We start from the raw sequence: 22,527 nt of genomic DNA, 5'->3' as shown, positions 1-22,527 counted from the left end.
CACGGAAATGTCAAACACTTCTCAGGCTCCTGCCAGACTCGCCCGAGCGCGGGGCAGGCTCAGCCGGGCAGCGGCGCGTGCGCCCGGGTGTCCGGAGCCAGTACGGCGAGCAGGTGTGGAGCGTCGATCAGCGTGTGGCTCGCATGGTCGAGAAGGCGCGGGTGCAGCGCATAGATCTCGGCACCCGAGCGAGGGGTGACGTCGCCGGTGAGGACCGCGATGAAGTCGGACCGGTCGGCCGCGTCCTCGTCCCAGACCCGGTCAGGCTCCAAACGAGCCGTGAGCCGCCGCGCGAACGCCGCGAGGTCTTCGGCAGGGTCGCGCCGGTAGCCGACCACAGACCCGTCGGCACACCGTACGGCGATCTCGTCGGCGCGGGCGGCCGCGTGCCAGCAGCAGATCTCCCACAGGCTGACCCGGTCGCCGGAGCCGTGCACTTCCTCCAGGGTCGCCGCCATCAGCGCCAGGTGGCCGCCGTACCGCGCGATGTTGTGGCCGTAACCGGCGGCGCTGAGGTTGACGTCGTACCAGCGCAGCTCCTTCGTCAGGAGGTCGACGCCGAACGGCAGCAGAATCTTCGCCGGACCGGTCAGGTCGAACCGCTCCTCGACCGCCGCCGGATCGAACAGGCCGTTGGGCTGCCGCAGGACGCCGACGAACCCCCGCTCGAGCTCGTCGAACGGAACATTGTTGTAGCTGAAGACGACCGGCAGCACATACCGGCCACCGACTCGCCGGACCGCGCGCAGGTCGAGATCCACGAACTCCGTCGAACCGGCCGGCGAGGGCGCGGAGGTCAGGTCGCCCGAGTGCACCAACGCGTCCTCTTCGAAGCGGAGTCGCATGTAGTCGCACAACCCGACGAAACCCCACTCCTCGTCGAACACCGCGACGGACAGATCGAGATTGACCCGCCGGCCGCTCGGCTCGACCCAGTGCAGGAACAACCGCAGCAGCTCGTCCGGTGGGATCGGCACCGCACTGCCCCGGGTCATCCGCAGCAAGGTCGACGATGAGCCCCGGTCCGACCCCGGGGCCGCCAGCCGGGTCAGCTCCTCGTCCAGGAAGACCCGTCGCCACCGCGGCAGACCCGTTGCCCGACGCAACATTTCGCCGACGAGTACGCCGGACAGCGCGGTGGTCAGCTCGGCCGGCAACGGTTCGCGCTCGTCCACCGCCGTCCAGATCCGCGCCGTCCCACCACGCGGGAAGAACAACCGGAGATCGCCCGGCGGCGTGCGCACCTGACCGAGCGCGGCCGTGATCACCGCCGGCGACACATCCGAGACCGCGGTCGTCAACGCGTCCACCAGCGCACCATGCTGATCCGTGGGCAAGGCCCGCGCCAGGTGCACGAGGCGCCGCACCAGCTCCCCCGGCCGTTGCCGCAACAGGTCGAGCGCGTGCTCAGCTCGTCCGGCCGCCAGCGCGCCCTCGACTCGCGACGCAAACGTGCTCGTGGCCAGCCGCCCAGCCTCCAGACGGACAAATGGATGCCGCGCCGCTTCACTCGCCACCGCTCGCCCGGCCGCGGTCCTCAGGTCCACTTCCGTCCGACGGAGGATGCTGAAGGCCAGCGCCGCCAACGGATACCGGGCCGCGAACTCGAACGGATGCAGGTTCTCCGCGATCCGCTTCCAGGCCCGCTCGTGCCGGAGCATGTCCTCGATCAACGGCTCGGCCGGCAGCCGATCGAGCCGCTGCAGCACCAGCCGCCGCGTTGCCCGAGACAACGACTTCCGCCGGGCCGGCGGTGTCCGCAACCCGGGATCGGCATCCATCAGCGCGTGGAGCAGCCGCAGTACGTCGGTCGCCGTACGTGCGCGATCGATCAGCTCGGGATCCTCGTCGAGGAAGTGTGCGATGACGAGCGCACGCGTCTCCCGGACCGGGATGTCGTCGGGCAGCCAGGACGGATCGCCGCCGGCGAGCAGCACCTGCAGGTCGGCACGATCCACGGCCGACAGCGGCGAGCGTCGTACGAGGAGAGCTTCGACGGTCTGTCTGGCCGCGTCGGCCGTCGCCAGGGAGAGCAGGCGCAGGCGATCGGAGCGCACGTGCGCCGGCTGCACTTCGTCGAACGATGGTTTGAGGAACGGGTCCTTCGGGTCGATCCTGCGCAGACAGAGCGGGCAGGCGCTGAGGTCCGAACCGTCCCAGCAGGTCCGGCAGACCAGATGTGCGCACGGCGAGACCGCGTGCACCGACTTCGCGTCGCCGCACAGGACGCAGGGCTGCTCGGGCTCTTGCAGGAGTCGCGCGAAGACTCGGTTGATGTAGAACGTGTCCGTGTCGCCGGGAACGCTCTCCGGAAAGCCGCGGAACAGCGGTGTGTGCTCGGTGTCGTGACCGGACTCGGCGTCGAGCAGGTCGAGCAGCGCTTTGCCGAACCCGGCGAGCGCCGGCGCCGACAGCGAGCTGCAGTGCCGGTAGAGCTCGACAGACAGGAGGAAGCCGCGCTGGATCAGCTCGGCCTGCAGTGCTGACAGTCCGACCTGGATGGTGAGCGGACGGCGAAGCCACTGCCACGCGGAACGTCGTACTGGCGGGGTCAGCGTGGTGGCGTCGACCAGGCGTCGGCGGCGCAGCAGCACAGCGACCTGTGCCTCGGCCGCGGTGTGCGTCCCCAGATCCGGCATCGCGTCTCCCCACAGGTGGCGTGGACGAAGGCGCCAGGGGCGGAGAGCGGACGCGCTACTTGGCCTGGTGAAGGAGAAGGAAGCACGTCCAGGAGCCGCCCCTGGCACTGAGAACGCTACCGGTGACCACGGACAGTTTTCCGCTCCGCCCGGTCGGGCAGTTTCCGTGCGAGCCAGCCCCCACAAAGAAGAGCTCCGGTAGCAGGGTCGGGGCCGCCCCGCCCAGACCCCGCTACCGGAGACCTCCAGAGTAGAACGTTCACCCAAACTCGTCACAACCGGGTGCCCCATGTGGCACTGATGCGCCGCGAACAAACCTTTGAACCAGGGCTCTGGCGCCGGAGGGAAACCCTTTCAGTCACAGCCGGGAGGTGTCACGCCACGGATTGTGGTTAAGGTCTTAGGCATGGTGGGTGGGGTCATCGAGCGTGCGCGCTGGCGGGACGTGTTCGGGCACGCCGAGTTCAGGGCGCTGTTCCTGGCCGGCGTTCTGTCCGTCGCAGGCGACCAGCTGGCGCGTGTGGCGCTGTCGGTCCTGGTCTTCGACCGCACCGATTCCGCGGGGCTGACCGCGCTCACCTACGCCCTGACCTACGTGCCGGACCTGCTGTTCGGGCCGCTACTGGCCGGAATCGCCGACCGGTATCCGCGTCGTACTGTGATGATCGTCACCGACCTCGCGCGTGCGTTTCTCGTTGCAGCCATGGCGATCCAGGCGTTGCCACTGGTGGTGGTGATCCTGCTTCTGCTCGCTCTGCAGGCGTTCGGCTCGCCTTTCAACGCAGCACGAGCAGCGACCCTCCCCGCCGTACTCCCGGGGGATCACTACGTCCTGGGCAAGGCTGCGAACGACATGGTCGTCCAGTTCAGCCAGGTCCTCGGCTTCGGCACCGGTGGCGTGCTCGTCGTCGCCGTCGGGACGTCAGGCGGGCTCCTGCTGGACTCCGCGACTTTCCTGCTGTCCGCAGGGCTGATTGCGGTCGGCGTACGACGCCGCGCTGTGCCTGCCCGTGACACTGATGCGCCACCGACCAACTACTTCAAGGACCTGTCCGCCGGCATCTCCCTGGTCGCTCGTACGCCGAAACTCCGCGCACTGGTCGTCCTGGCGACGATCGCCGGCTTCTACGTGACCGTGGAGGGCCTGGCTGTCCCCTACGCGCACGAGATCGGCCAGGGCACCACGGCCGCGGGACTCCTGCTGGCCGCGAGCCCAGCGGGCGCTGTCGCAGGCATGTGGCTCATCACCCTCTGGTCACCCGCGCGCCGCATGAACCTCCTAGGCCCGTTGGCCATGCTGGCGTGCGCTCCACTGATCGTCTGCTTCCTGGCGCCAGGTCTCGCCGTCACAGTGGTGCTGTGGGCAGTGTCAGGCCTCGCCTCGGCGTACCACCTGCCTACGAGTGCGGCGTTCGTCCAGGCGGTGCCGGACGCGCAGCGAGGACAGGCGTTCGGAGTCGCCAGCACAGCTCTCAAGAGCAGTCAGGGTGCTGGCATTCTGCTCGCGGGCCTGATCGCCAACGAGTCCTCGCCGTCGGTCGCACTGGGAGTGATGGGCGGCTTAGGCACGATCGCCGCCCTGGCGGCGGGCGCCGCGTGGACACGCGCCCGCCGATCCCGGGCCGGCACCGCCGACAACGGTGCCGGACGAGTGGCCGGAGATTCAGGGGAAAATACCTCCGGACACGCTCCGTAAAATGTCAGTAAAGAAATTCCGGTGGGTAGCCGTGGATCACCATTCGTTGCCGCTGATGAACCATTCGTTACCGGATCCGCCGGACTGACGGAACCACTCGTTGCCACTCTGCGTGAACCACTCGTTCCCACCGTGGAACCACTCGTTCCCGCCGTGGAACCACTCGTTGCCGCCGCCGGTGAACCACTCGTTGCCGCCGTGGAGCCACTCGTTGCCGGTGCTGATCTTCGCCATGGTGCTGATCCTTCCTTCGCCATCCGCCAGATGGATTTGATGCGGGTCGGGGGTGACCTCGCGTGAACAGTCAGTTACTATTCAAGAATTACCGCTCAGGTCTATCCGTGTGAGGCCACCATGATTCTGATCGGTCGGAGCAAGTGGGTGCCACCCCGCCACTGGAAGCTCTGGTCGTTGCCGCGTCCCGCGCTGAGTTATGTGCTCGGCGTCGACGCGGTTGCAGTCATCATCACCGCCTTGGCTGTGGCCTCGACGGTGTCCGGCGCCCGAGCCGGCGTCAGGCCGGCCGAGTGGGCCGCCTTCGCGGTACTGGCGGCCGCCTCGGTGCTTCACCTGGAGTCTGCCCGCGGAATCGAGCGGCGACGCGAAATGGCGGCGAATACTTCGCCGTACACGAACCTGAAGAGCCTCTGGGTGTTCGCCGGCCTGCTGCTGCTCCCGCTCAGCCTGGTCGTCGCACTGATCGTCGTCTCGTACGGATACTCCTGGATCCGGGTCTACGGCCGGACCATCGCGCACCGCAAGGTGTTCTCCGCCAGCACGTTCCTCCTGGCGAGTGCAGCGGCCGCTGCGGTGCTGCGGGCCGGAGGCCTGCTGTTCGAGCCGCGCGTGCCGACCGGACCGTGGTCCCTGCTCGTCGTGGTGGCCGCGGCCACCACCTGGTGGCTGGTGAACTTCGCACTGGTGATCGGTGCGATCCTGCTGTCATCTCCAGATGCCACCGCTCGTGGTGCTCTAGGCGATCTGGCCGACCAGCTTGTCGTGGTTGCGGGCCTCGGTCTCGGTGTGGCGGTTGCCGCGCTCCAGGCCTCGTACCCGTGGGTGGTGCCCATCCTCATGGTGACAGTGCTGACGCTGCACCGCGACCTCCTCCTTCCGCAGTTCCAGCGGGCTGCGGGGACCGACGTCAAGACCGGTCTGGCGACGCCGGCGTACTGGGCCAGCGCTGTGCCGGTGGAGCTGGCCCGGGCCGAGACTCTGCGCAGCAAAGTGGGCCTGCTGATGCTGGACCTGGACAAGTTCAAGGAGATCAACGACACCTACGGTCATCCGGCTGGTGACCAGGCGTTGCGTGCGGTTGGCGAGAGCGTCCGGGCAGAAGTCCGGCAGGGTGATCTGGTCGCCCGCGTCGGCGGCGACGAGCTGGCGGTGCTGCTACCCGGCGCCTCGGAGACCGAGGTCCTGGAAGTGGCCGAGCGGATCCGCGACCGGCTCAGCGCCTTGAATGTGTCGGTGGCCACCACGACCGCCAGCACCGCTGTGATCACCGGCGTACCGGCCTCGTTCGGCGCGGCGGTGTACCCGGATGTCGCGGAGACGATGGACCAGCTCGTACTCGCGGCGGACAACGCACTGCTGAGCGCCAAGCGTGACGGGCGGAACCGGATCGTCACCGCCCGGCCCATCCCGCCCGCTGTCACCGACCACAGCGATCAGCCGGTCACCGACTGACTCTGATCAGGGCCTTGCCGCGGAGGGTGCGGTTCTCCAGGGCGGTGTGCGCGTCGGCGACGTGATCGAGGTCGTAGACCTGGTCGATCACGGGAACGAGGTCGCCGGCGACAGCACGCCTGATCACCTCGGCGCCGGTGACGGTCGTGGTGGTCGTATCGGCGCGAAGGTCGCCGATGCCCTTCACCGTGATCCCGCGGCGCTGCGCCTCGGCAGCGTCGTACGCCGCGAAGCCGCCACTCGGGGCACCGTGGGCGGAGAACCAGCCGCCGTCCCTGACCACTGTGAACGCGGTGGCGCCGAGCTCACCGCCGGCGCCTTCGAACACGATGTCGGCTCGGTGGTTGTTCGTTGCCTCTAGCACCAACTTCTCCCAGCCGGGCCTGCCGTAGTCGATCACCAGGTCGGCGCCTTGTGCCTTGCTGAGGTCGAGCTTCTCCCGCCCGCGGGCGGCCGCGATGACATGCGCGCCTGCCTGGTGCGCCAGCTGCGTCAGGAGCAGGCCCATGCCGCCGGCGGACGCGGTGATCAGCACCTCCTTGCCCTGCATCGGTGGCGCCAGTTCCTCGAGCATGAGAGCGGTGAAGCCGTCCCCGAAGACTGCGACCGCGGCGTCGAGGTCCAGCTCGGCGGGCACCTCGACCAGCTCGGCAGTTGTCAGCGCCAGCTCGGCGTGAGCGCCGAAGCCGATGGCTCGGCCCACGACGGTCTTGCCGATCCACTCTCCCGGTACGTCGGCGCCGACGGCGCGCACCCGGCCGCCCAGGGAACCTCCTGGCACGTAAGGCGGTTTCACGTCGAAGAACGTGCTGTGCTGTCCCTTCCGGATGGCAGTCTCGACGAAGATGACGTCGGCGACCATCACCTCGACCAGGACCTGGCCGGCGGCCGGCACCGGGTCCGGCCGGTCCTGGGTCTTGATCACGTCCGGGCCGCCGAACTCGGTCACCACTGCTGCGCGCATAGCATGCTCCTTATCGTCTGTGAGCTCCGAGCGTGCAACCTCAACGTTGGTTCAGGTCAACTCGGGCGGTTGTCCACAGGCTCGGTGTGACGGGCGGAAAGTTGTCGGTGGTCCGGCGTACTGTGCAGGGCATGTTCGACGCCGTCTTCGTTCCCGCCGACCCGCCGCGCGCGGGGCGGTTGGCGTTGTACGGCGACCTAGCGGCGGCCGGTGAGGTCGCCGATGGGACGGTAGATCTCGTGCTGCCGAAGGGGTCGGCGGTGCGACGCACCACAGTCCCGGCCCGGCTCCTGCGGATCGACGAGGTCCTCTCGCGACTGGGGTCCGACGACGGAGCCAGCTCGGTCAGCTCCTTGACGAGCTCGGCGCTCAGCTCGGCCAGCTCCTTGGCAGGCCCGGCCAGCTCGGCTCCCGACTCGACCAACTCGGGCAGTTCCTTGGCAGACTCGGGCAGTTCCTTGGCAGACTCAGGCAGTTCCTTGGCAGACTCGGCTAGTTCGGCGGCCGGCTCGGCCAGGTCGGCGGCCAGGTCGGCGGCCGGCTCGGCCAGCTCCTTGGCAGGCTCGGCTAATTTGTCGGTCGGTTCGACCAGCTCGGCGACCGCCTCGGCCGGTTCCTTGACGGGCTCGGCCAGCTCGGCAGTCGGCTCGGCCGGTTCAGCGGGCTCGGCCGGTTCGGCGGGCTCGGCGAGTTGGGAGGCGTGGCGGGCGGCGGCGCTTGCCGGTCTGGGGTTGATCGGGCGGGGCCGGCTCGTCCCGGATCGAAGTCCTGATGGGTTCGGCGCTTGGCGGGTGGCACCGCTGGATCCGTTGGACCTCGGCTGGTTGCGGAACCTCGGCGCCGCGATGCCGGCGTACGGACACGCATTGCCGATCGAGGGAACGCGGCCCGTGCGGCTGGTCGACCCAGAGCAGTTGGTGCGAGCGTTCTGGGACGCGCTAGCTGACACGCTCGTACGGACTCCGGCCGCTCCCGTCGCCGTACGTCCTGGTGCGGCTCCTTTCGCTTCGTTGGATCCAATCGAGCTGAGCGGACCTTCCGGGTGGCTGGACGAGACCGCTTTGAGTGAAGCGGCCGGCGCGCGGCTGGTGCTGCGGATCGAGCCGCCGTCCGAGTCAGCTGACGAGTTCCGGGCCGTACTGCAGTTGCGGAGCGGCGTGGATCCGAGCCTGCTCGTCGACGTGTCAGACGTGTGGAACGCACCGGCCGCTGTGCTCGCCGCTCTTGGGGAGCGTGCCGAGACCGATCTGCTGCTGGCATTGCGGCGCGGCGCTCGGGTCTGGCCGCCGCTGGGTGCCGCATTGCGCGATGCGGCGCCGGCGGAAGTCGGTATTGATGATGCGGCGTTGGAGGAGTTGGCAGAAGGCAGCACCGCGTTGGAAGGCGCCGGGATCGAGGTGCTCTGGCCCACCGAACTCTTTGCCGGTGAGCTGGCCGTGCGCGGAACGGTCGCGACGCCGGCTCCTGGTGCTGTGACCGGACCGGACTTCAGCTTGACTGACCTGGTCGCGTTCAGATGGCGGCCGACGTTGGACGGGCAGGAGCTGACGGAGCAGGAGGTCGCCGCGCTCGCGGAGGCGAAGCGGCCGATGGTCCGGATGCGCGGACGCTGGGTGCGCGTCGATCACGACCTGGTCCGGAAGCTGCGTCGTGGCGGCTCGCGGAAGCTGACCGGAGCTGAGGCGCTCGGAGCCGCGTTGACCGGGACCATCGAGGTCGACGGCGAGCTCGTCGCGTTCGACGCCGACGGGTCGCTGGCTTCGATGCTCGCGCGGTTGCGCACGGCCGAGGAGCCGGCGCCATTCGTGGAGCCTGTTGGGCTGCAGGCCACGCTGCGCGATTACCAGCGACGCGGAGTCGCGTGGATGGCGCAGCTCGCGGATCTCGGCCTCGGCGGCTGTCTCGCCGACGACATGGGCCTGGGCAAGACGATCCAGGTCATCGCGCTGCATCTTCACCTGCTGGGGCGCGGTCGTGGCCCGACGTTGGTGGTCTGCCCGTCGACACTGCTGGGCACGTGGGAGCGTGAGTTCGCGCGCTTCGCGCCAGATGTCCCGACGCGGCGCTACCACGGAGCCGGGCGGACGTTGAGCGACCTGACTCCGGACGAGGTCGTGCTGACGACGTACGGCGTTGTGCGGCAGGACCACCGGGTTCTCGGCGAGGTGTTCTGGGGGCTCGCGGTCGCTGACGAGGCTCAGCACGCGAAGAACCCGCTGTCGCGGACGGCGCGCTCCTTGAGGACGTTGCCGTCGGCAACGAGGATCGCGCTGACCGGGACGCCGGTGGAGAACCGGTTGTCCGAGCTGTGGTCGATCCTGGACTGGGCCGCGCCCGGGTTGCTGGGGACACTCGATCGGTTCCGGCACGATGTCGCCGTACCCGTGGAGCGGTATCACGACGAGGAGGCGACCGCTCGGCTCGCGCGCGTGACGCGGCCGTTCCTGCTGCGGCGGAAGAAGAGCGACCCCGGGATCGCGCCGGAGTTGCCGCAGAAGACCGAGCACGATGTCGTCGTACCGCTGACGACCGAGCAGGCGACGTTGTACCAGGCGGTCGCGAAGGAGACGCTGGCGGAGATCGAGTCCGCGGAAGGGATCGCGCGGCGCGGGCTGGTGCTCAGCCTGCTCACGCAGTTGAAGCAGGTGTGCAACCACCCGGCGCAGTTCCTGCACGAGCCGGGTCCGCTGGAGCGCCGATCGGGCAAGCTCGCGGCGCTGGACGAACTCCTCGACGTGATCCTGGCCGAGGGCGAGTCGGTGCTGATCTTCAGCCAGTACGTCGAGATGTGCCGGCTGATCGAGGCCCACCTGGCAGCGCGGCAGGTCAAGACGCTGTTCCTGCACGGCGGGATCGGCGTACGGAAGCGGGAGCAGCTGGTCTCGCAGTTCCAGGGCGGCGAGGCGCAGGTCTTCCTGCTGTCTTTGAAGGCCGGTGGAGTCGGCCTGACGCTGACGCGCGCGACGCACGTCGTCCACTACGACCGCTGGTGGAACCCAGCAGTCGAAGACCAGGCCACCGACCGCGCCTACCGCATCGGCCAGGACCGCCCGGTGCAGGTCCACCGCCTCGTCACCGAGAACACCCTGGAAGACCGCATCTCCACAGTCATAGCCGCCAAACGCAACCTAGCCGACGCCGTGGTCGGCTCCGGCGAGGCCTGGTTGAGTGAACTGTCCGACGCCGAGCTATCCGAGCTCGTCGAGCTGTCCACCACGCCTCTACGAGCCGGCGCCGCAAGCCCCCACAACCCATCAGCCGTTGGTCGCGTATCCCCGGCCGGTGAGCCCGATGAGTGACCAACCACCCCGCACCCCAGCCGACGCCCTGAACAACCAAACCCCCCGGCAGCCACCCGACGCCCAGTCCCCGAGCAAGCCCGCACCTGACCGCACCCCCCGAGTAACGCCAGCAGGCCAGTCCCCGCGAAACGCCACCGACAACCCAACCCCGCGACCTGCGACAGACGACCCAGCCCCGCGAACCGCAACAGACGACCCGGCGCCGCGTGCCTCGACGGACGACCCAACCCCGCGAACCGCAACAGACGACCCAGCGGCGCTTACCGCAACGCACGACCCAACTCCGCGCAGCGCAACGCACGACCCGACCCCGTGTAGCGCAACAGACGACCCGGCGCCGCGTGGCTCGACAGACGATCGACCGCCGCGTAGCGCAACAGACGACCCAGCCCCGCGTAAAGCGACCGACGACCCAGCTCCGGGTGCCTCGGCGGACGACCCGACCCCGCGTAGAGCAACAGACATCCCGGCACCGCGTACAGCAACAGACGACCCAGCGCCGCGTGCCTCGACGGACGATCGGCCGCCGCACACCGCAGCGAACGACCTGTCCTCGCCTACCGCGACAGACAACCCGGCGCCGCGTGCCCCGACTGACGACCCAACCCCACATACCGCGACCGACCACCCAACCCCACGTACCGCGACCGACGATCGGGCACCGCAGGAACTGGCGGACGGGCCGGGCAGGCGTGGAAGGGCTGATGACTCGGTGCCACAGAGGGCGTCGGGGTCGCTGGAGTTGCGGTCACCGCGTGGGCAGGCGGCGCGGGAAGTTCAGGGGGCTTCGGGTGATCGGGCGCCGTGGCAGGGGTGGCGGCGGAGGGGAGACGAGGATGCCGGGCTGCCTGCGGCGAGGGGGCCCGGTAGTCGGCGGCCGTTCGGAGCGACGTGGTGGGGCCGTGCCTGGCTGGAGGCGTTGGAGCAGCGCGCTCGGCTGGATCCCGGCCGACTCTCGCGCGGACGCTCGTACGCACGCCGCGGGAGTGTGCTGGAGCTGACCGTCACCCCAGGCCAGGTCGAGGCCGTCGTGCAGGGCAGCCGCGTCACGCCATACCAGGTGACGGTCCGCATCCGCGCGTTCTCGACCACCGAATGGGACGCCGTCCTCGACGTGGTCTCAGCCCAGATCGGCCGCGTGGCAGCGCTCCTCGACGGCGAACTCCCACCCGAGGTCGTCGACGACGTCTACGCGGCCGGCTTGGATTTGCTGCCAGGCGCAGGCGAGGTCCTCACCAACTGCAGCTGCCCCGACTTCGCCGTCCCCTGCAAACACTCCGCCGCAGTCTGCTACCTCGTCGCCGACGCCCTCGACGACGACCCGTTCGCCCTCCTACTCCTCCGCGGCCGCCGCAAGGACGAACTCCTCACCGCTCTCCGCGCACGGCGCTCGGCCCCAGTCCCCACCACGGTTGTCCGCACTCCCCCACCCCCAGGCATCCCCGCGATAGCAGCCTTCGCCCGCTACCTCGCCTCCGAAGCCGGAGCCAGCACCCCCGGCCCGGTTCCAGTGCCCGTCCCACCAAGACCAATGGGATCCCCCGGTACGCCGGCGGCCGTACGAGTCCTGGACCCACCACGATCCTCGGGCGTCGACGTACGAGACCTCGTGGTCCTGGCCACCGACGCCGCCCGACGAGCCTGGGAGCTCGCCTCCGGCGACGGCGACGGTGGTCTTGACCTTACCTTCGAGCAAGACCTCGCCCGCCGCGCAGCCTTGGTCCTCGGTACGCCGGACCTCGCCGACCTCGCGCATCGAGCCGGCGTACCAGCCCGCCAACTCACGAGCTGGGCCGTCGCCTGGCGCGAAGCCGGCCCCGGCGGCCTCGCAGCCGCAGTCGACGAACCAACCGACGTCGACCCAGCCTCCCTGGCCGAAGCCCTCGAGGCCCTCCCCGGCGCCACCACCCATGCCAACCGCGTCACCGCCGGCAAAACCCAACTCCGCCTAGGCGCCGACGCCCTCTGGTACCGCTTCAACCAACACTTCAACGACTGGACCCTGACCGGCCCACCCTCCCCCGACCCCCGCGACCTCCTGACCGACTAAACCGATGAGCCGACCGCGGCCGAGTGCCTAGGCCTCCAGCTCGGGATCGATCGAGACTCGGTCCGCCACGGCCGCAGGGCCCACCCCTTCCAGATCGCGGCCACCCACACATGACTGTGGCGACCGCAGCGGCCGCCGCGCAGATGACGTGGTCAGCGGATGTTGTAGTGGGCGGCTTGGATGATGATTTGTGCCATGACGGCGTACCCGGCGTCGTTCGGGTGGCTGTCGCTTTGATCAGGTGGCAGGCACATGAAGGTCAGCTCGCAGGTACGCCCAGCCAGGGTGATCGCCGCGAAGGCGTCGGCCACCTTGACCCTGTGAGCGACAGCCAGGGCGCGCATCTCGAGGTCGAACGCGGACCAGCTCGGGTTGCTGCCGGAGAAGTCGGTGATCGTGATGTTGTGCGGCACCAGGTAGACGATGTCGGCGTCCGGCGCCGCGGCACGCAGCTGGTTGTAGATCACCGTCATGTTGGTTCGCACCTTCTGGAAGACACCCGAGCGCGCCACGCATGCGAAGTCGGCCGAGCAGTCGTTGATGGCGGAGGAGATGTCGGCGCCACCGACGGAGACGGTGATGGGGCTGACCTGGCCCGGGTGAGCGTGCAGGAAAGCGACGGCCGCGCCGAGCTGAGACCCGATCCACTCGTCGTGCAGGGCCAATCCGAACGAGTGGAACAAACACGCGTCTGGGTCGGTGCTGATCATTTCGGCCGTGCCGGTGGCCGGACAGGAGTAGTTGACTACTGCAAGGTCCGGGCGCAGCCGCTGGCGGATCATGGAAGCGACATCGTCCGTGAAGCCGGTGTTGAACGCGTCCGGCGTGTAGTTGCCGGACGCGTTCAGTGCCTGCAGCTCGCCGAGCTGCAGCCCGAACGCGAACGAGTCCCCGATCGACAGGTAATAGTCACGCGGACCGACCGACGCAGCCGACACTGCGGAAACTGACGTGACAGCGGTCGTGGCGGGAACGGTGGTGGCGGGAACGGCGATGAGGAGCAGAGCAGCAAGGGTGCTCGTGAGTAACACAAACAGGGATCGCATGCGGAACATGGCCTACCCCCCCGGTAGACGATCTGATTCGCGCTCGGAGCGTTGAGCGAGCTCGAATTGACCGTTGGCCTCGACCGGGCCCGAGGCCGACGTCGTCGAGGTCCTGCGTATCTAGCTGATTTGACGCTAGGACCGGCCAAGATTGCGGGCAAGTGGGGGCAGAAACAAACATGACGCACCAGCTCGCAGGCGGATTACGTCGGCGGGTCCGGCGACAAAGGCCACCGGCGGGAGACGATTTACGGATCGCAACTGGCCGTCATCGTCACGGTGGGCAACTCCTTCCGTTCTGCTGGGTCTGTCGCACGGGTACTGACGAGCCCAGCTGTTTGTGAGGTGACGGATCCGCTCTTGGCGTACTCCGCCGACCGTTCTAACGCCCCCTCCCGGCAGAGGGACATCACGGGCCGCCGACCAGGACGGAGCACCGCCGCAGCTCGTAGCTCGATGTGCCCGGTCCCCATGGCCATGTTCGCCTGCGCGATCGCCCCGGCGTTCGGGGGCTAACCGCGGGCGGCGACGAACGCCTGGGTCAGCCGGGTGATGACGTCGTACGGGATCGGGTCCTTCAGGGGGAACTTGAGGGTGCCTTTGCCGGAGCGGTAGGGCTCGATCGCGGTCGCGAGGGCGTCGTCGACGGGTGGGATCGGGTAGACGGAGATGTGTTCCTTCCAGCCGCTGAAGTACAGCAGCGACTTCCCGTCGAGGGTGATCGCGGGGATCTGGTAGCTGATCTTCTCCCCTGCCCCGGGCACGGCCGCGTGGACAGTACGCCGTACCTGCTCCAGCACCTCTCGGACATCCGCCGGGAACGACGCGATGTACTCGTCCACAGTCGAGAACTTCTCCGCCATACCGTCATCCTCTCAGCGGCGGAGCGAGGTGTGCTCCTCCAGCGCCGGGATCAGCTGGGCGGCGATCTTCGCGTGGCCGGCGGCGGTCGGATGGACGAGGTCGGTGCAGTCGTCCTCGGTGATCCAGCCGGTGGAGTCGATGCAGACGAGGTTCGGATCGTCGAGAGACTTGACCGCGGCCTGGATGGTCTCGGCATGCTTGCCGCTGAACGGGGTGAGCGCCACGATCGTCGTCTCCGGGTACGCCGAGCGCACCCGCGTGACGTAACCGGAGTATTCCTCCGGCTCCAGCGTCGGGTCGTTCACACCGAGATTGATCACGACGACGTCGGCCGGCTCGACCCGTTCGGCGGGCGAACCGGCGAAGTTCCAGCCGAACGACTCCACCCCGGCCGGCACCTCGCCGTTGCCCGGCTTGCTGATCCCCTGACTCCCGAAGCCCACCTGGTAAGACGTCGCACCGAACGCGCGGGCGGTCAGATAGGCGTACGTCGCCGTACCGTCGGCGCCCTCCGACTCGGAGTGCGAGCTCAGCGACCGGACGCCCTGCGTGATCGAGTCACCGTAGAACTCGAGCCGCGGACCGCCGGGCCGACCGCTCAGCCGCAGCCGCGAGTTCACGTCGAGCACGAGACCGGCGAACACGACCGCACACTCGAACGGCGGATTCCACCGGTTGACGTGCTCGTTCACGTCCTTCACCACGACCTCGACCCGGTGCTGTCCGGTCGGCGCGGACAGCTCGATCACCGGGTCGTCGATCAGGTGGAGCTCCGGCTCGCCGTCGTCGACCGTGATCCAGAGGTGCGGCGCGACGGTGAGACCGTCCGTGTCGAACAGCAACTGGAGCCGTTCGCCCGCGAAGGACAACGAGATCCGCGAGCCGGAGTTGACGGTGATCGCCACTCCCGGCTGCTGACCCCACTGGCCTTCCAGGACGATGCGCGGATCTGACGGGGCGACGACCTCGCCTGGCTCGAACGGCACGGGCACTCCTTGTTCATCGGTGGCGGTGTCATTCTGCCTGGACTCTCACCAGCCTTCCTTCCGAGCCCGCGCTTCGAACAGGAGGATGCCGGCCGACAGCGCGACGTTGAGCGAATCGGCCTGGCCGAGCATCGGGATCGACACCGCGCCGAAGCCCTGCTCGTGCCACTCGCGCGACAAGCCCGCGCCTTCCGAACCGACCACGAAGGCCGTCGGTCCGTCGTACTGCGGGACCCGATAGCTACCCGTGGCCGCCGGGTCGGCGAGGTGGACGCGGAAGCCGTGGTCGCGCAACCACGCCGCCGCTGCCGCGATGTCGTCGAACTCCAAGACCGGTGTGGACAGGACAGTCCCACGACTGGCGGAGTACACGGCCGGGTGGCTGGGCCGGGCGCGTCGGCTGGTGAGGACGAGGCAGTCCGCCTTGGCCGCGTCGGCGGTACGGATCAGGGTGCCGAGGTTCCCGGCGTACTCGACTCCGTCGGCGACGAGCACCAGTGACTCGCTGGTGAACCGGAACGCGTGCGGCGTCCAGACCGGAAGCCGGGCGATCGAGATCAACCCGTCGGAACGAGTCTTGCGGGAGAGGCGGGCAAGCAGCTTCTCCGAGATGCGGTACACCTCGGCGGCGCGTTCCGCGATCCGGTGTACGGCGGACGTCGTACTGGCCTCGGGGCACCAGAAGAAGGCGTCGATCGGGGCCTGGGTGGTGAGCAGGCGGTCGTGTTCCCAACTGCCTTCCACCATGATCCGGCCGGGTGAGGCGTCCTTGCGGACAGTGAGCAGGTCGCGGACGCGGGGGTGTTGCGCGCCGATCGAGCGCGCGTCATGCACGGTCATGTGCAAAGCTCCGGAAAGGAGAGAATCAGCAAGCGCGCCGGGGACCCTGTACTGGGCCCACACCGGCGTGGCGAACGCCCGAAGGCGCCGTGGGACTGACGCGGTCTACCTGGACCGCATCAACCAAGGATTCTCTTCACACTCGGATGGTAAACACCCCCACCCAGCCCGTCACCCGGTTTTCCACAGCCCCCAGCAACCCTCCCCGGCCCGCCCGCGCAGTCGTCCACAGCTCCCCGCCATCCCGGCTCCGCTCCGTCAGTGCAACCCACCCCACCCCCGCCGTCACAGTTGTCCACAGCTCGCCGCCAACCCGGTTTTGGTCTGTCGGTTCGGGTGGTTAGAGTCCTCTTTCTCTGGTAGCCGGTCGCTATCACACGGGAGGGAGTACGGATGGACGCGACATTGCTGGACGCCGAGGCCGAGGCAGCAGTCCTCCGCGTCTACCGTCAGGTCTTCGCCGTCCTCGCCCGCGAGGCCGGCGCAATGATCGTCGAGCCCGACCTCCTCGACGTCGATCAAGCGATCCTGGACGCCTTCGCCGAGGCCGGCAGCGACGGCCTCACGGTCGAGCAAGCCACGCTGGCCTGCCGCGCCTATTCGCACGACGTGATCGTCCGGCGCTTCGACGTACTCCGCCAGTACGGCGCAATCACCAAACTCGTCGACCGCCCGAACGAACTCCGCCACCGAGCCGCGTTCGCCCCCTACGTGATGCTGATGTTCCTCCGCCGCATGTCGGTCCAGGGCGGCCAAGCGGAGCTGCACCAACTGCTCACCCTGGAGGCCCACAGCGTCAGCGACCCACAGGCGACCTCAGAGCAAGGCCAGGCGTCCATTGAGCGACTGACCAAGGTCTTCCGCCTCCTCGGCAACGAGCTAGCCATCCTCGTCTCCACCAGCACCACCGCCCAACTCCGAGAGAACGCCCAGCTCGCCTGGGGCAACGAACGCCTGATCGAGCAAGCAGAGAAGGTCCACCGAATCGTCCTTGACCGCTGGCCGGCTCTGCATCGCGCCTGCACCTCGCTGCGGATGTCCCTGGCCGCGTACGCCGACGCCGTACAGCTGGCCGCCGGGCGCTTGGTGGAGCGAGCCGGTACGACGCGCGCACTCGGCCTCCTGCCCATCGAAACCTGGCTGACGTTCACACGAACCAGCGAGCCTGACGTCCTGGCCGGCGTCCTAGACGGCCTGTTGTTCGACGCAGCCGCCCCAGACTTCTCGCCGCAAACAATGGTCGAGGCAGTAGAAACAGGCCGCCGCACCGGCACCGCCCGCATGGCGCCACCCCGTCCGACCGCAGACGCCGACGCCCCGGAATCAGCCGCCGCGACAGACCGCGAGGACCTACGCGCCGAAGCCGAACGCGTCCTAGCCGGCCGAACGTCCGTAGACATCGTCGAGGTCATAGACGGCGCCGGCGACTGGCTCACCGCCCGCCGAGTGCTGGCCGAGCTAACGGCAGCCCACCTCCACGACGAACTCGACTACGAACTCGTGTGGTCCAACGGCATGCGAATAGACCCCACCGCAGGCACCCCCTGGGCCACCGAAGGCACCTTCCGCCGGGTGACCCAATGAACACCCAGTCCCCGGAGCCAGCAGACCCACAATCGCCCAACGCGCCGCCGCCACAGGCCGCTGACCGCCCGTCGCCGCAAACTGCGGAGCAGCAGCCGCCGGACGCCCAGTCGCCGGGAACCGCGGAGCGGCAGCCGCTGGACGCGCAGTCGCCGGAAGATGCAGAGCACCGGTCGTCGGACGCACGCTCGTCTGAGACTGCCGAGCAGCGCTCGTCCGTGGCAGGCTCCTCGGAGGGTGCCGAGCGGCGGTCGTCCGACGCTGTGGAGCGGCAGCCGTCGGACCGACAGTCATTGGAAGCTGCCGAGCGCCGGTCGCCGGACGCACGCTCGCGTGAGACCGCCGAGCGGCGATCGTCCGTGGCACGTTCCTCGGACGGTGCCGAGCGGCGGTCGTCCGAGGCTGTGGAGCGGCGGCTGTACAACGCGTTGTGGTGGGCGAAGGTGCAGTCTGCCGGCCCACTCGAGGTCGAGCCGGACACACCTGCGGTCGCCGGCCTCACGCGGGCAGCATCGCCTGACGGCTCAACCGTCTGGCTCGTCCCCACGCTGCCCTCAGGCGCCGGTCACACCGTCCTCGAGGAACTCGGCACGCCCCCAGTCGCCGTCGAACAGCCAAACGAGACCGCCCGAGTCCTAGCGATCTGCGTCACCTGCTCCTGGACCGACCGCAGCGGCCCAGCCTGGCCGGGCTCGACCGGCACGCTCGCCCAGATCAGATCCGTGTACGCCGCCATGCGCGGCCGCCCCGAGCAGCCCAGCGATCTGACCCTGATCATCGGCAGCCTCCGCCGCCTCCACGCCACCCATTGGCTTCTCTGGAACGAGAAAGCCGGCGAAGTCCGCCTAGGCCCCCGAGTCATCACCTGGACCCCCACCGACCAATCCACCCTCCGAGACCTCTGCCGCCACCTCCCCGACCCACCCCCACCCCTCCCGACAACCCCCACCACCCCAACCCAAGACGCAGACCCCCTCCCCGCCGAAGCGAACCCGACGCCGGCCTCCACCCGGGAGGCGTCGCATGAGTGAGCAGCACGTGTTGTTTGATTCGTTGTTGCTGGACTTGAGTGATCGGGCTCGGGACGAGGTGCTGGCTGCCTTCAGCGCAGTGCAGTACGCCGCGCACCCAGTGGCTGAGGTTCAGTTGGCCGGGCTCAGGGACGTGACGCTTAGGCGGCATGTGCAGAAGATGCTGAAGCTCATCGGGCGAACGCTGGTCCACGTCGACGGCACCCACTGGACCTCCGGGTACGCCGATGACATCGCAGCGACGCTGACCGCCCAAGGCTGGCAGCCGCTGTCCGTCATCGACCGCGCAGTGCTCGTCCTCGTACTGATCCACTCGGTAGCGATCCCCCGCAGCGAAGGCATCCTCACCGGCGACAGCTGGAAGTCCGCCCGCCCCACGACCGTCGACGAGTTGCGCACGACCAGGATCAGTGGCGAGGAGCGACGCCTAGCCCTGCAGCGCCTCCGCGCCGCCGGCCTGATCCAACTCTCCGGCGACCACTCCGGCGGCCCCAGCTACATCCCCGGACCACAACTCCAGCGACTCACCCCGGCCGCCCGCCGCCGCCTCCAAGACCAGCTGATCCTCGCCGCCGCCCCTGCGAGCCCTATCGCCGAAGCCATTCGAGCCCGCAACGGCAGCGGCAGCATCACGATCGACAGCAGCACAGAAGAAGGAGCTATATGAGCAGCGCAGCAGAGGACGGTCCGTTCGACATCCTCGGGTCCAAGGTGCTGCTCGGCGTACAGGTCGTCGACTTGTCCCGCCTCTCGACGCACCCGATCCCGATGGTCGGCCAGGGGCTCGTCACGGTTGCCGGCCAGGGTCCGACCGACTCGAACGGCGCCGGCAAGTCGTCCTGGATCGCCGCGCTCAGCCTCCTGCACGCCGACGACCAGTGGCGCCTGACCAGCGGCGCTCCCGGCGCGGCCGAACTGCTGTTCACCGCCGAAGCCGCCGGCCAAGAGGGCAACTGGTCCAACGTCGACCGCGGCTACATCGTCGGCGTCTTCTCCGACCCCGACCTGACCGACCTCGCCGAGATCGAGGCGGCTGCGATCACCGTCTGGATCCGCATCAACCGCAAAGCGTCGTACATCGATCTGCGCTGGAAGAGCGGCCTGCACGTCCCGTACGGCGCAACCGAGGCCGAGCGTGCAGCCGGCGCCGACGCACTGTGGGCCGCCCTCCCGCACTCGAACGGTCGCACCGACTTCCACGCCAACAAGCTGTCCACAGTTCTGTACGGCGGGCAGGTCCGATGCGTCTCGTTCTTGTCCACCTCGGTGCGGTCCAGCCCGACGGCCAACCTCCTCGCCGAGCCGCTCAACGAGCTGGGCCCGGCGCGCATCTTCAACGCGATCGCCACCCTCACCGGCCTCGACCACGAGCTCGAGCAGGAGCAGGCGCATCGATCCGCCGAGCACACCCAACGCGAGGCGACCAAGCAGGCGACGACCGACCTGCAGCGCTGGGAGCAGGAGATGGCGACTGTCGAGGCCGGCATCCTGCAGCGCGCCGCAGCCCGGGACGCGCTCGCCGCGGCGAAGGAGTCCTGGCAGGCCCGGTGCGCCCGGCATCTGATCGACGGCGCGGCACGGAACGACGAGATCCTGCAGGAACTCGCCATACTCGACGAACGCGTCGCCGAGCAGGAGGCGCGACGCGAGGCCGTCGACTCCGAGATCGAAGCCTTCGGCAACGAGGAGCTCCTGCTGCGGGACGTCCGGCTGACGCGGCAGGAGCGCGACAAGCTGGACGCGCGTGACCGTGAGCTGGATCTGGCGCAGCGTTCGGTGCGTGAGCAGCTGGAGCGGCTCGGCCAGGAGCATCGCCGACTGCTGGACGCGGGACGTTCAGCGGACGGGCGTGACTTGGCCGCCGCGGCCGAGGAGCAGACCGAGGCACGCGCCGTACTCGAGGAGCACATCGGCCGCGAGCACGCGGCCCGGTCCGCGGTCGACCAGGCGACGGCCGAGCTGCGGGAGGCCGAGAGCGGCCAGACCGTGTCGGCACCGCAGCAACAGGTCCTGGAGAACGCCGGCATCGAATGCGGTGCGCTCACCGACATCACTGAGCTGCCGTCCGCCGACCGAGCCGAGTGGGAGCCGCGACTCGCGCCGTACCGCGAGGCCGTCGTCATCGACGCCGGTGACGCTGCGGTCGCGTCGACTGCGCTGGCCGATGCCGGGTACGCCGGATTCCTTCTGGTGCTCGCGAATCGGCCTGGCGCGACCCGCAAGGGTCAGCGCGGCGGCCCGCAGTCCGCCGACAAGCGCTTCACCCTGGATGCCTTCTTCGCGGCGATCGGCGAACGCGCGACCAAGGACAACATCGACGACGTCGCCGGCGTCGTCGCGGTCGGGCAGTTCGACGAACCGCTGACCGGCCGCACCGCCCGGATCGAGGCCGCCCGCCGCCGGCTCGAGGCCACGGTCGAGGCCCGGGCCGTCGCGTCCGCGGCCCTGGAGCAGGCGCGATCCCGAGTCGACCAGGCAGAGCGTCGTACGGCGGCGGCCCGCGCACTGGCCGACGCCGAGTCAGTGCAGGAGCAGATCCTCGCGCTCCGCGAGACGATCGACCGGCACGAGACCGACCGTGATTCGCTGGCGCCGCAACTCCAGGCCGCCAAGGATTCCGCCGAGACCGCCGCCGGTCAGCAGCTCGTCAGGGATGAACGCCTCAAGAACCTCGAGGCGACCCGCCGCGACCACGAGCGGATCCTCGACGACCTGACCGGCCGCCGGCTCACGCTGCTGGAGGAGCAGACCTCGCTCGACCTGACGACTCGGACCACGGCCTGGGGAACGACGCCCGCCGAGGCCGAGGAGTTCATTCTCGGTCTGCCCGACGACGCGCAACGCCGTACGACGGCCGACTGGAACCACCAGGCCTGCACGCAGCTCGACGACGTCATCCGCCGTTGTTTCCCGAACGCGCGCTCCCGCGAGGAGATCCCGACCGAACTCTGGGAGATCCTCAACGGCCCGGACGGCTGGACGAACGGCACCCTCGGCGCCCGCGTCGGCCTGGTCCCGGCACTGCAGCGCACGCTGAGCAGTCACCTCGCGCAGCACGAGACGTTCGACAGCCTGCAGCAACAGCAGATCGCCAACCAGCGCGCCGAACGGAACGCCGCCCTCGAGCGCGCCCGCGAGGGCCTGGCCGAGGCCGAGAGCACCGCCCGCGCCCACCGCGCATCCCTTGCCGACGGCATCAAGGCGCGTCTGCGCCTGGTCTCGCAGGAGTTCGACCGCCTCGACCAGCAGTACGGCGGCTACGGCGCGAAACTCGAGTTCCCGGAGCCCGACCCGCCGGCCGAGCCGGACAAGCCGTGGCGCTGGACGGTCACGCCGAAGTGGCGTCGTTCGGAGGGTGGGCCGTTCTCCGCGTTCAACGTGAAGGGCAACACGGCTCAGATGGACGAGAAGGCGGTCAAGCTGGTGTGCGCGGCCGCGCTCGCCGGTGGTTCGGACCGGCCGCTGCTGCTGATCCTCGACGAGCTGGGGCGAAACCTCGGTTCCCAGCACCGCCGTGAGGCCGTCGCCTTGTTCGAGCAGATCGGTCGCGACCGGAACATCACCGTCATCGGCGCGCTGCAGGACGACATGGAGCGCTACGCCCTGTCGTCGTCCCGCCTGTACATCAAGCTCCGCCGGAGCTCCGACACCATGGCGTACAACCAGGCACCCGTCGTCAAGGGCAACGAGGACTACGCCGCCCGCGTGGAACTCCTGCGCGAGTGGCTGACCTCTTACCGCGGCGTCACCCCGACCCTCGACCTCGCGTCGCCGACCCTCACGTCTTGACACCTGCCCAGACTTTGGCTAGGTGGTTACCAAAATCGGACCCCGGT

General features: G+C 69.1%; 16 protein-coding genes. 8 read left to right on the top strand and 8 right to left on the bottom strand.

Annotated features, from left to right (window positions below; genetic code table 11):
- Positions 1–59 precede the first annotated feature (59 nt).
- Positions 60–2,639 (bottom strand): MXAN_6230/SCO0854 family RING domain-containing protein, encoded by a 2,580-nt coding sequence (locus tag OG876_RS27765; RefSeq protein WP_328519575.1) that lies wholly within the window; start codon positions 2,637–2,639, stop codon positions 60–62.
- Between the two features lie 406 nt (positions 2,640–3,045).
- Here OG876_RS27765 and OG876_RS27760 point away from each other — a divergent pair, with 406 nt between their 5' ends.
- Positions 3,046–4,335, top strand: coding sequence for an MFS transporter (locus OG876_RS27760; RefSeq protein ID WP_328519574.1), 1,290 nt, complete (start codon positions 3,046–3,048; stop codon positions 4,333–4,335).
- Between the two features lie 36 nt (positions 4,336–4,371).
- On the opposite strand, the gene OG876_RS27755 is transcribed toward OG876_RS27760, so the two are convergent.
- Positions 4,372–4,569, bottom strand: a complete 198-nt coding sequence (locus OG876_RS27755; RefSeq protein WP_328519573.1) for a DEAD/DEAH box helicase — start codon at positions 4,567–4,569, stop codon at positions 4,372–4,374.
- Positions 4,570–4,689: 120 nt separating this feature from the next.
- Here OG876_RS27755 and OG876_RS27750 point away from each other — a divergent pair, with 120 nt between their 5' ends.
- Positions 4,690–6,024 carry a GGDEF domain-containing protein gene (locus OG876_RS27750; protein ID WP_328519572.1) on the top strand — a complete coding sequence of 445 codons (1,335 nt, stop codon included), beginning with the start codon at positions 4,690–4,692 and terminating at the stop codon, positions 6,022–6,024.
- Here OG876_RS27750 and OG876_RS27745 read toward each other — a convergent pair.
- Together OG876_RS27745 and OG876_RS27740 are read right to left on the bottom strand one after the other, a co-directional pair.
- A complete protein-coding gene (locus tag OG876_RS27745; RefSeq protein ID WP_328519571.1) occupies positions 6,014–6,988 on the bottom strand; it encodes a zinc-binding dehydrogenase in 975 nt (324 codons plus the stop codon). The genes OG876_RS27750 and OG876_RS27745 overlap by 11 nt on opposite strands.
- 40 nt (positions 6,989–7,028) lie before the next feature.
- Positions 7,029–7,937, bottom strand: coding sequence for a hypothetical protein (locus tag OG876_RS27740; RefSeq protein ID WP_328519570.1), 909 nt, complete (start codon positions 7,935–7,937; stop codon positions 7,029–7,031).
- A gap of 112 nt (positions 7,938–8,049) precedes the next feature.
- On the opposite strand from OG876_RS27740, the gene OG876_RS27735 reads away from it, so the two are divergent.
- Complete coding sequence (locus OG876_RS27735; protein ID WP_328519569.1) at positions 8,050–10,287, top strand: DEAD/DEAH box helicase; 2,238 nt, start codon at positions 8,050–8,052, stop codon at positions 10,285–10,287.
- A 922-nt stretch (positions 10,288–11,209) separates the two neighbouring features.
- On the top strand, positions 11,210–12,340 hold the full coding sequence (locus OG876_RS27730; protein WP_328519568.1) for an SWIM zinc finger family protein: 1,131 nt from the start codon (positions 11,210–11,212) through the stop codon (positions 12,338–12,340).
- Positions 12,341–12,492: 152 nt separating this feature from the next.
- On the opposite strand, the gene OG876_RS27725 is transcribed toward OG876_RS27730, so the two are convergent.
- From OG876_RS27725 to OG876_RS27710, 4 genes are all read right to left on the bottom strand, one after another.
- Positions 12,493–13,278, bottom strand: coding sequence for an SGNH/GDSL hydrolase family protein (locus OG876_RS27725; RefSeq protein WP_328519567.1), 786 nt, complete (start codon positions 13,276–13,278; stop codon positions 12,493–12,495).
- Between the two features lie 620 nt (positions 13,279–13,898).
- A complete protein-coding gene (locus tag OG876_RS27720) occupies positions 13,899–14,249 on the bottom strand; it encodes an iron chaperone (RefSeq protein WP_328519566.1) in 351 nt (116 codons plus the stop codon).
- Positions 14,250–14,261: 12 nt separating this feature from the next.
- Positions 14,262–15,236, bottom strand: coding sequence for an SGNH/GDSL hydrolase family protein (locus tag OG876_RS27715; protein WP_328519565.1), 975 nt, complete (start codon positions 15,234–15,236; stop codon positions 14,262–14,264).
- Between the two features lie 45 nt (positions 15,237–15,281).
- Positions 15,282–16,076 (bottom strand): TrmH family RNA methyltransferase, encoded by a 795-nt coding sequence (locus tag OG876_RS27710; protein WP_328519564.1) that lies wholly within the window; start codon positions 16,074–16,076, stop codon positions 15,282–15,284.
- A 393-nt stretch (positions 16,077–16,469) separates the two neighbouring features.
- Here OG876_RS27710 and OG876_RS27705 point away from each other — a divergent pair, with 393 nt between their 5' ends.
- From OG876_RS27705 to OG876_RS27690, 4 genes are all read left to right on the top strand, one after another.
- The gene (locus OG876_RS27705; RefSeq protein ID WP_328519563.1) at positions 16,470–17,660 is read left to right on the top strand and encodes a hypothetical protein; all 1,191 of its coding nucleotides are present in this window, start codon (positions 16,470–16,472) and stop codon (positions 17,658–17,660) included.
- A gap of 359 nt (positions 17,661–18,019) precedes the next feature.
- Complete coding sequence (locus tag OG876_RS27700) at positions 18,020–18,691, top strand: hypothetical protein (RefSeq protein ID WP_328519562.1); 672 nt, start codon at positions 18,020–18,022, stop codon at positions 18,689–18,691.
- The gene (locus tag OG876_RS27695; protein ID WP_328519561.1) at positions 18,684–19,358 is read left to right on the top strand and encodes a hypothetical protein; all 675 of its coding nucleotides are present in this window, start codon (positions 18,684–18,686) and stop codon (positions 19,356–19,358) included. The genes OG876_RS27700 and OG876_RS27695 overlap by 8 nt, the downstream gene beginning before the upstream one ends.
- Entirely contained in the window at positions 19,355–22,480 is a 3,126-nt protein-coding gene (locus OG876_RS27690; RefSeq protein WP_328519560.1) for a chromosome segregation ATPase, read from the top strand. The genes OG876_RS27695 and OG876_RS27690 overlap by 4 nt, the downstream gene beginning before the upstream one ends.
- Positions 22,481–22,527 lie beyond the last annotated feature (47 nt).

Source organism: Kribbella sp. NBC_00359, from assembly GCF_036097425.1.
Classification (GTDB): domain Bacteria; phylum Actinomycetota; class Actinomycetes; order Propionibacteriales; family Kribbellaceae; genus Kribbella.
Note: the sequence above shows the minus strand (reverse complement) of the source record. Positions and strands in the feature narration are given on the sequence as shown.

What these genes read in the sequence shown, in the direction of transcription:
- OG876_RS27755 (WP_328519573.1), bottom strand. Translation starts at nt 4,569, where the DNA reads ATGGCGAAGATCAGCACCGGCAACGAGTGGCTCCACGGCGGCAACGAG.
- OG876_RS27765 (WP_328519575.1), bottom strand. Translation starts at nt 2,639, where the DNA reads ATGCCGGATCTGGGGACGCACACCGCGGCCGAGGCACAGGTCGCTGTG.
- OG876_RS27750 (WP_328519572.1), top strand. Translation starts at nt 4,690, where the DNA reads ATGATTCTGATCGGTCGGAGCAAGTGGGTGCCACCCCGCCACTGGAAG.
- OG876_RS27745 (WP_328519571.1), bottom strand. Translation starts at nt 6,988, where the DNA reads ATGCGCGCAGCAGTGGTGACCGAGTTCGGCGGCCCGGACGTGATCAAG.
- OG876_RS27695 (WP_328519561.1), top strand. Translation starts at nt 18,684, where the DNA reads ATGAGTGAGCAGCACGTGTTGTTTGATTCGTTGTTGCTGGACTTGAGT.
- OG876_RS27705 (WP_328519563.1), top strand. Translation starts at nt 16,470, where the DNA reads ATGGACGCGACATTGCTGGACGCCGAGGCCGAGGCAGCAGTCCTCCGC.
- OG876_RS27760 (WP_328519574.1), top strand. Translation starts at nt 3,046, where the DNA reads ATGGTGGGTGGGGTCATCGAGCGTGCGCGCTGGCGGGACGTGTTCGGG.
- OG876_RS27690 (WP_328519560.1), top strand. Translation starts at nt 19,355, where the DNA reads ATGAGCAGCGCAGCAGAGGACGGTCCGTTCGACATCCTCGGGTCCAAG.
- OG876_RS27720 (WP_328519566.1), bottom strand. Translation starts at nt 14,249, where the DNA reads ATGGCGGAGAAGTTCTCGACTGTGGACGAGTACATCGCGTCGTTCCCG.
- OG876_RS27710 (WP_328519564.1), bottom strand. Translation starts at nt 16,076, where the DNA reads ATGACCGTGCATGACGCGCGCTCGATCGGCGCGCAACACCCCCGCGTC.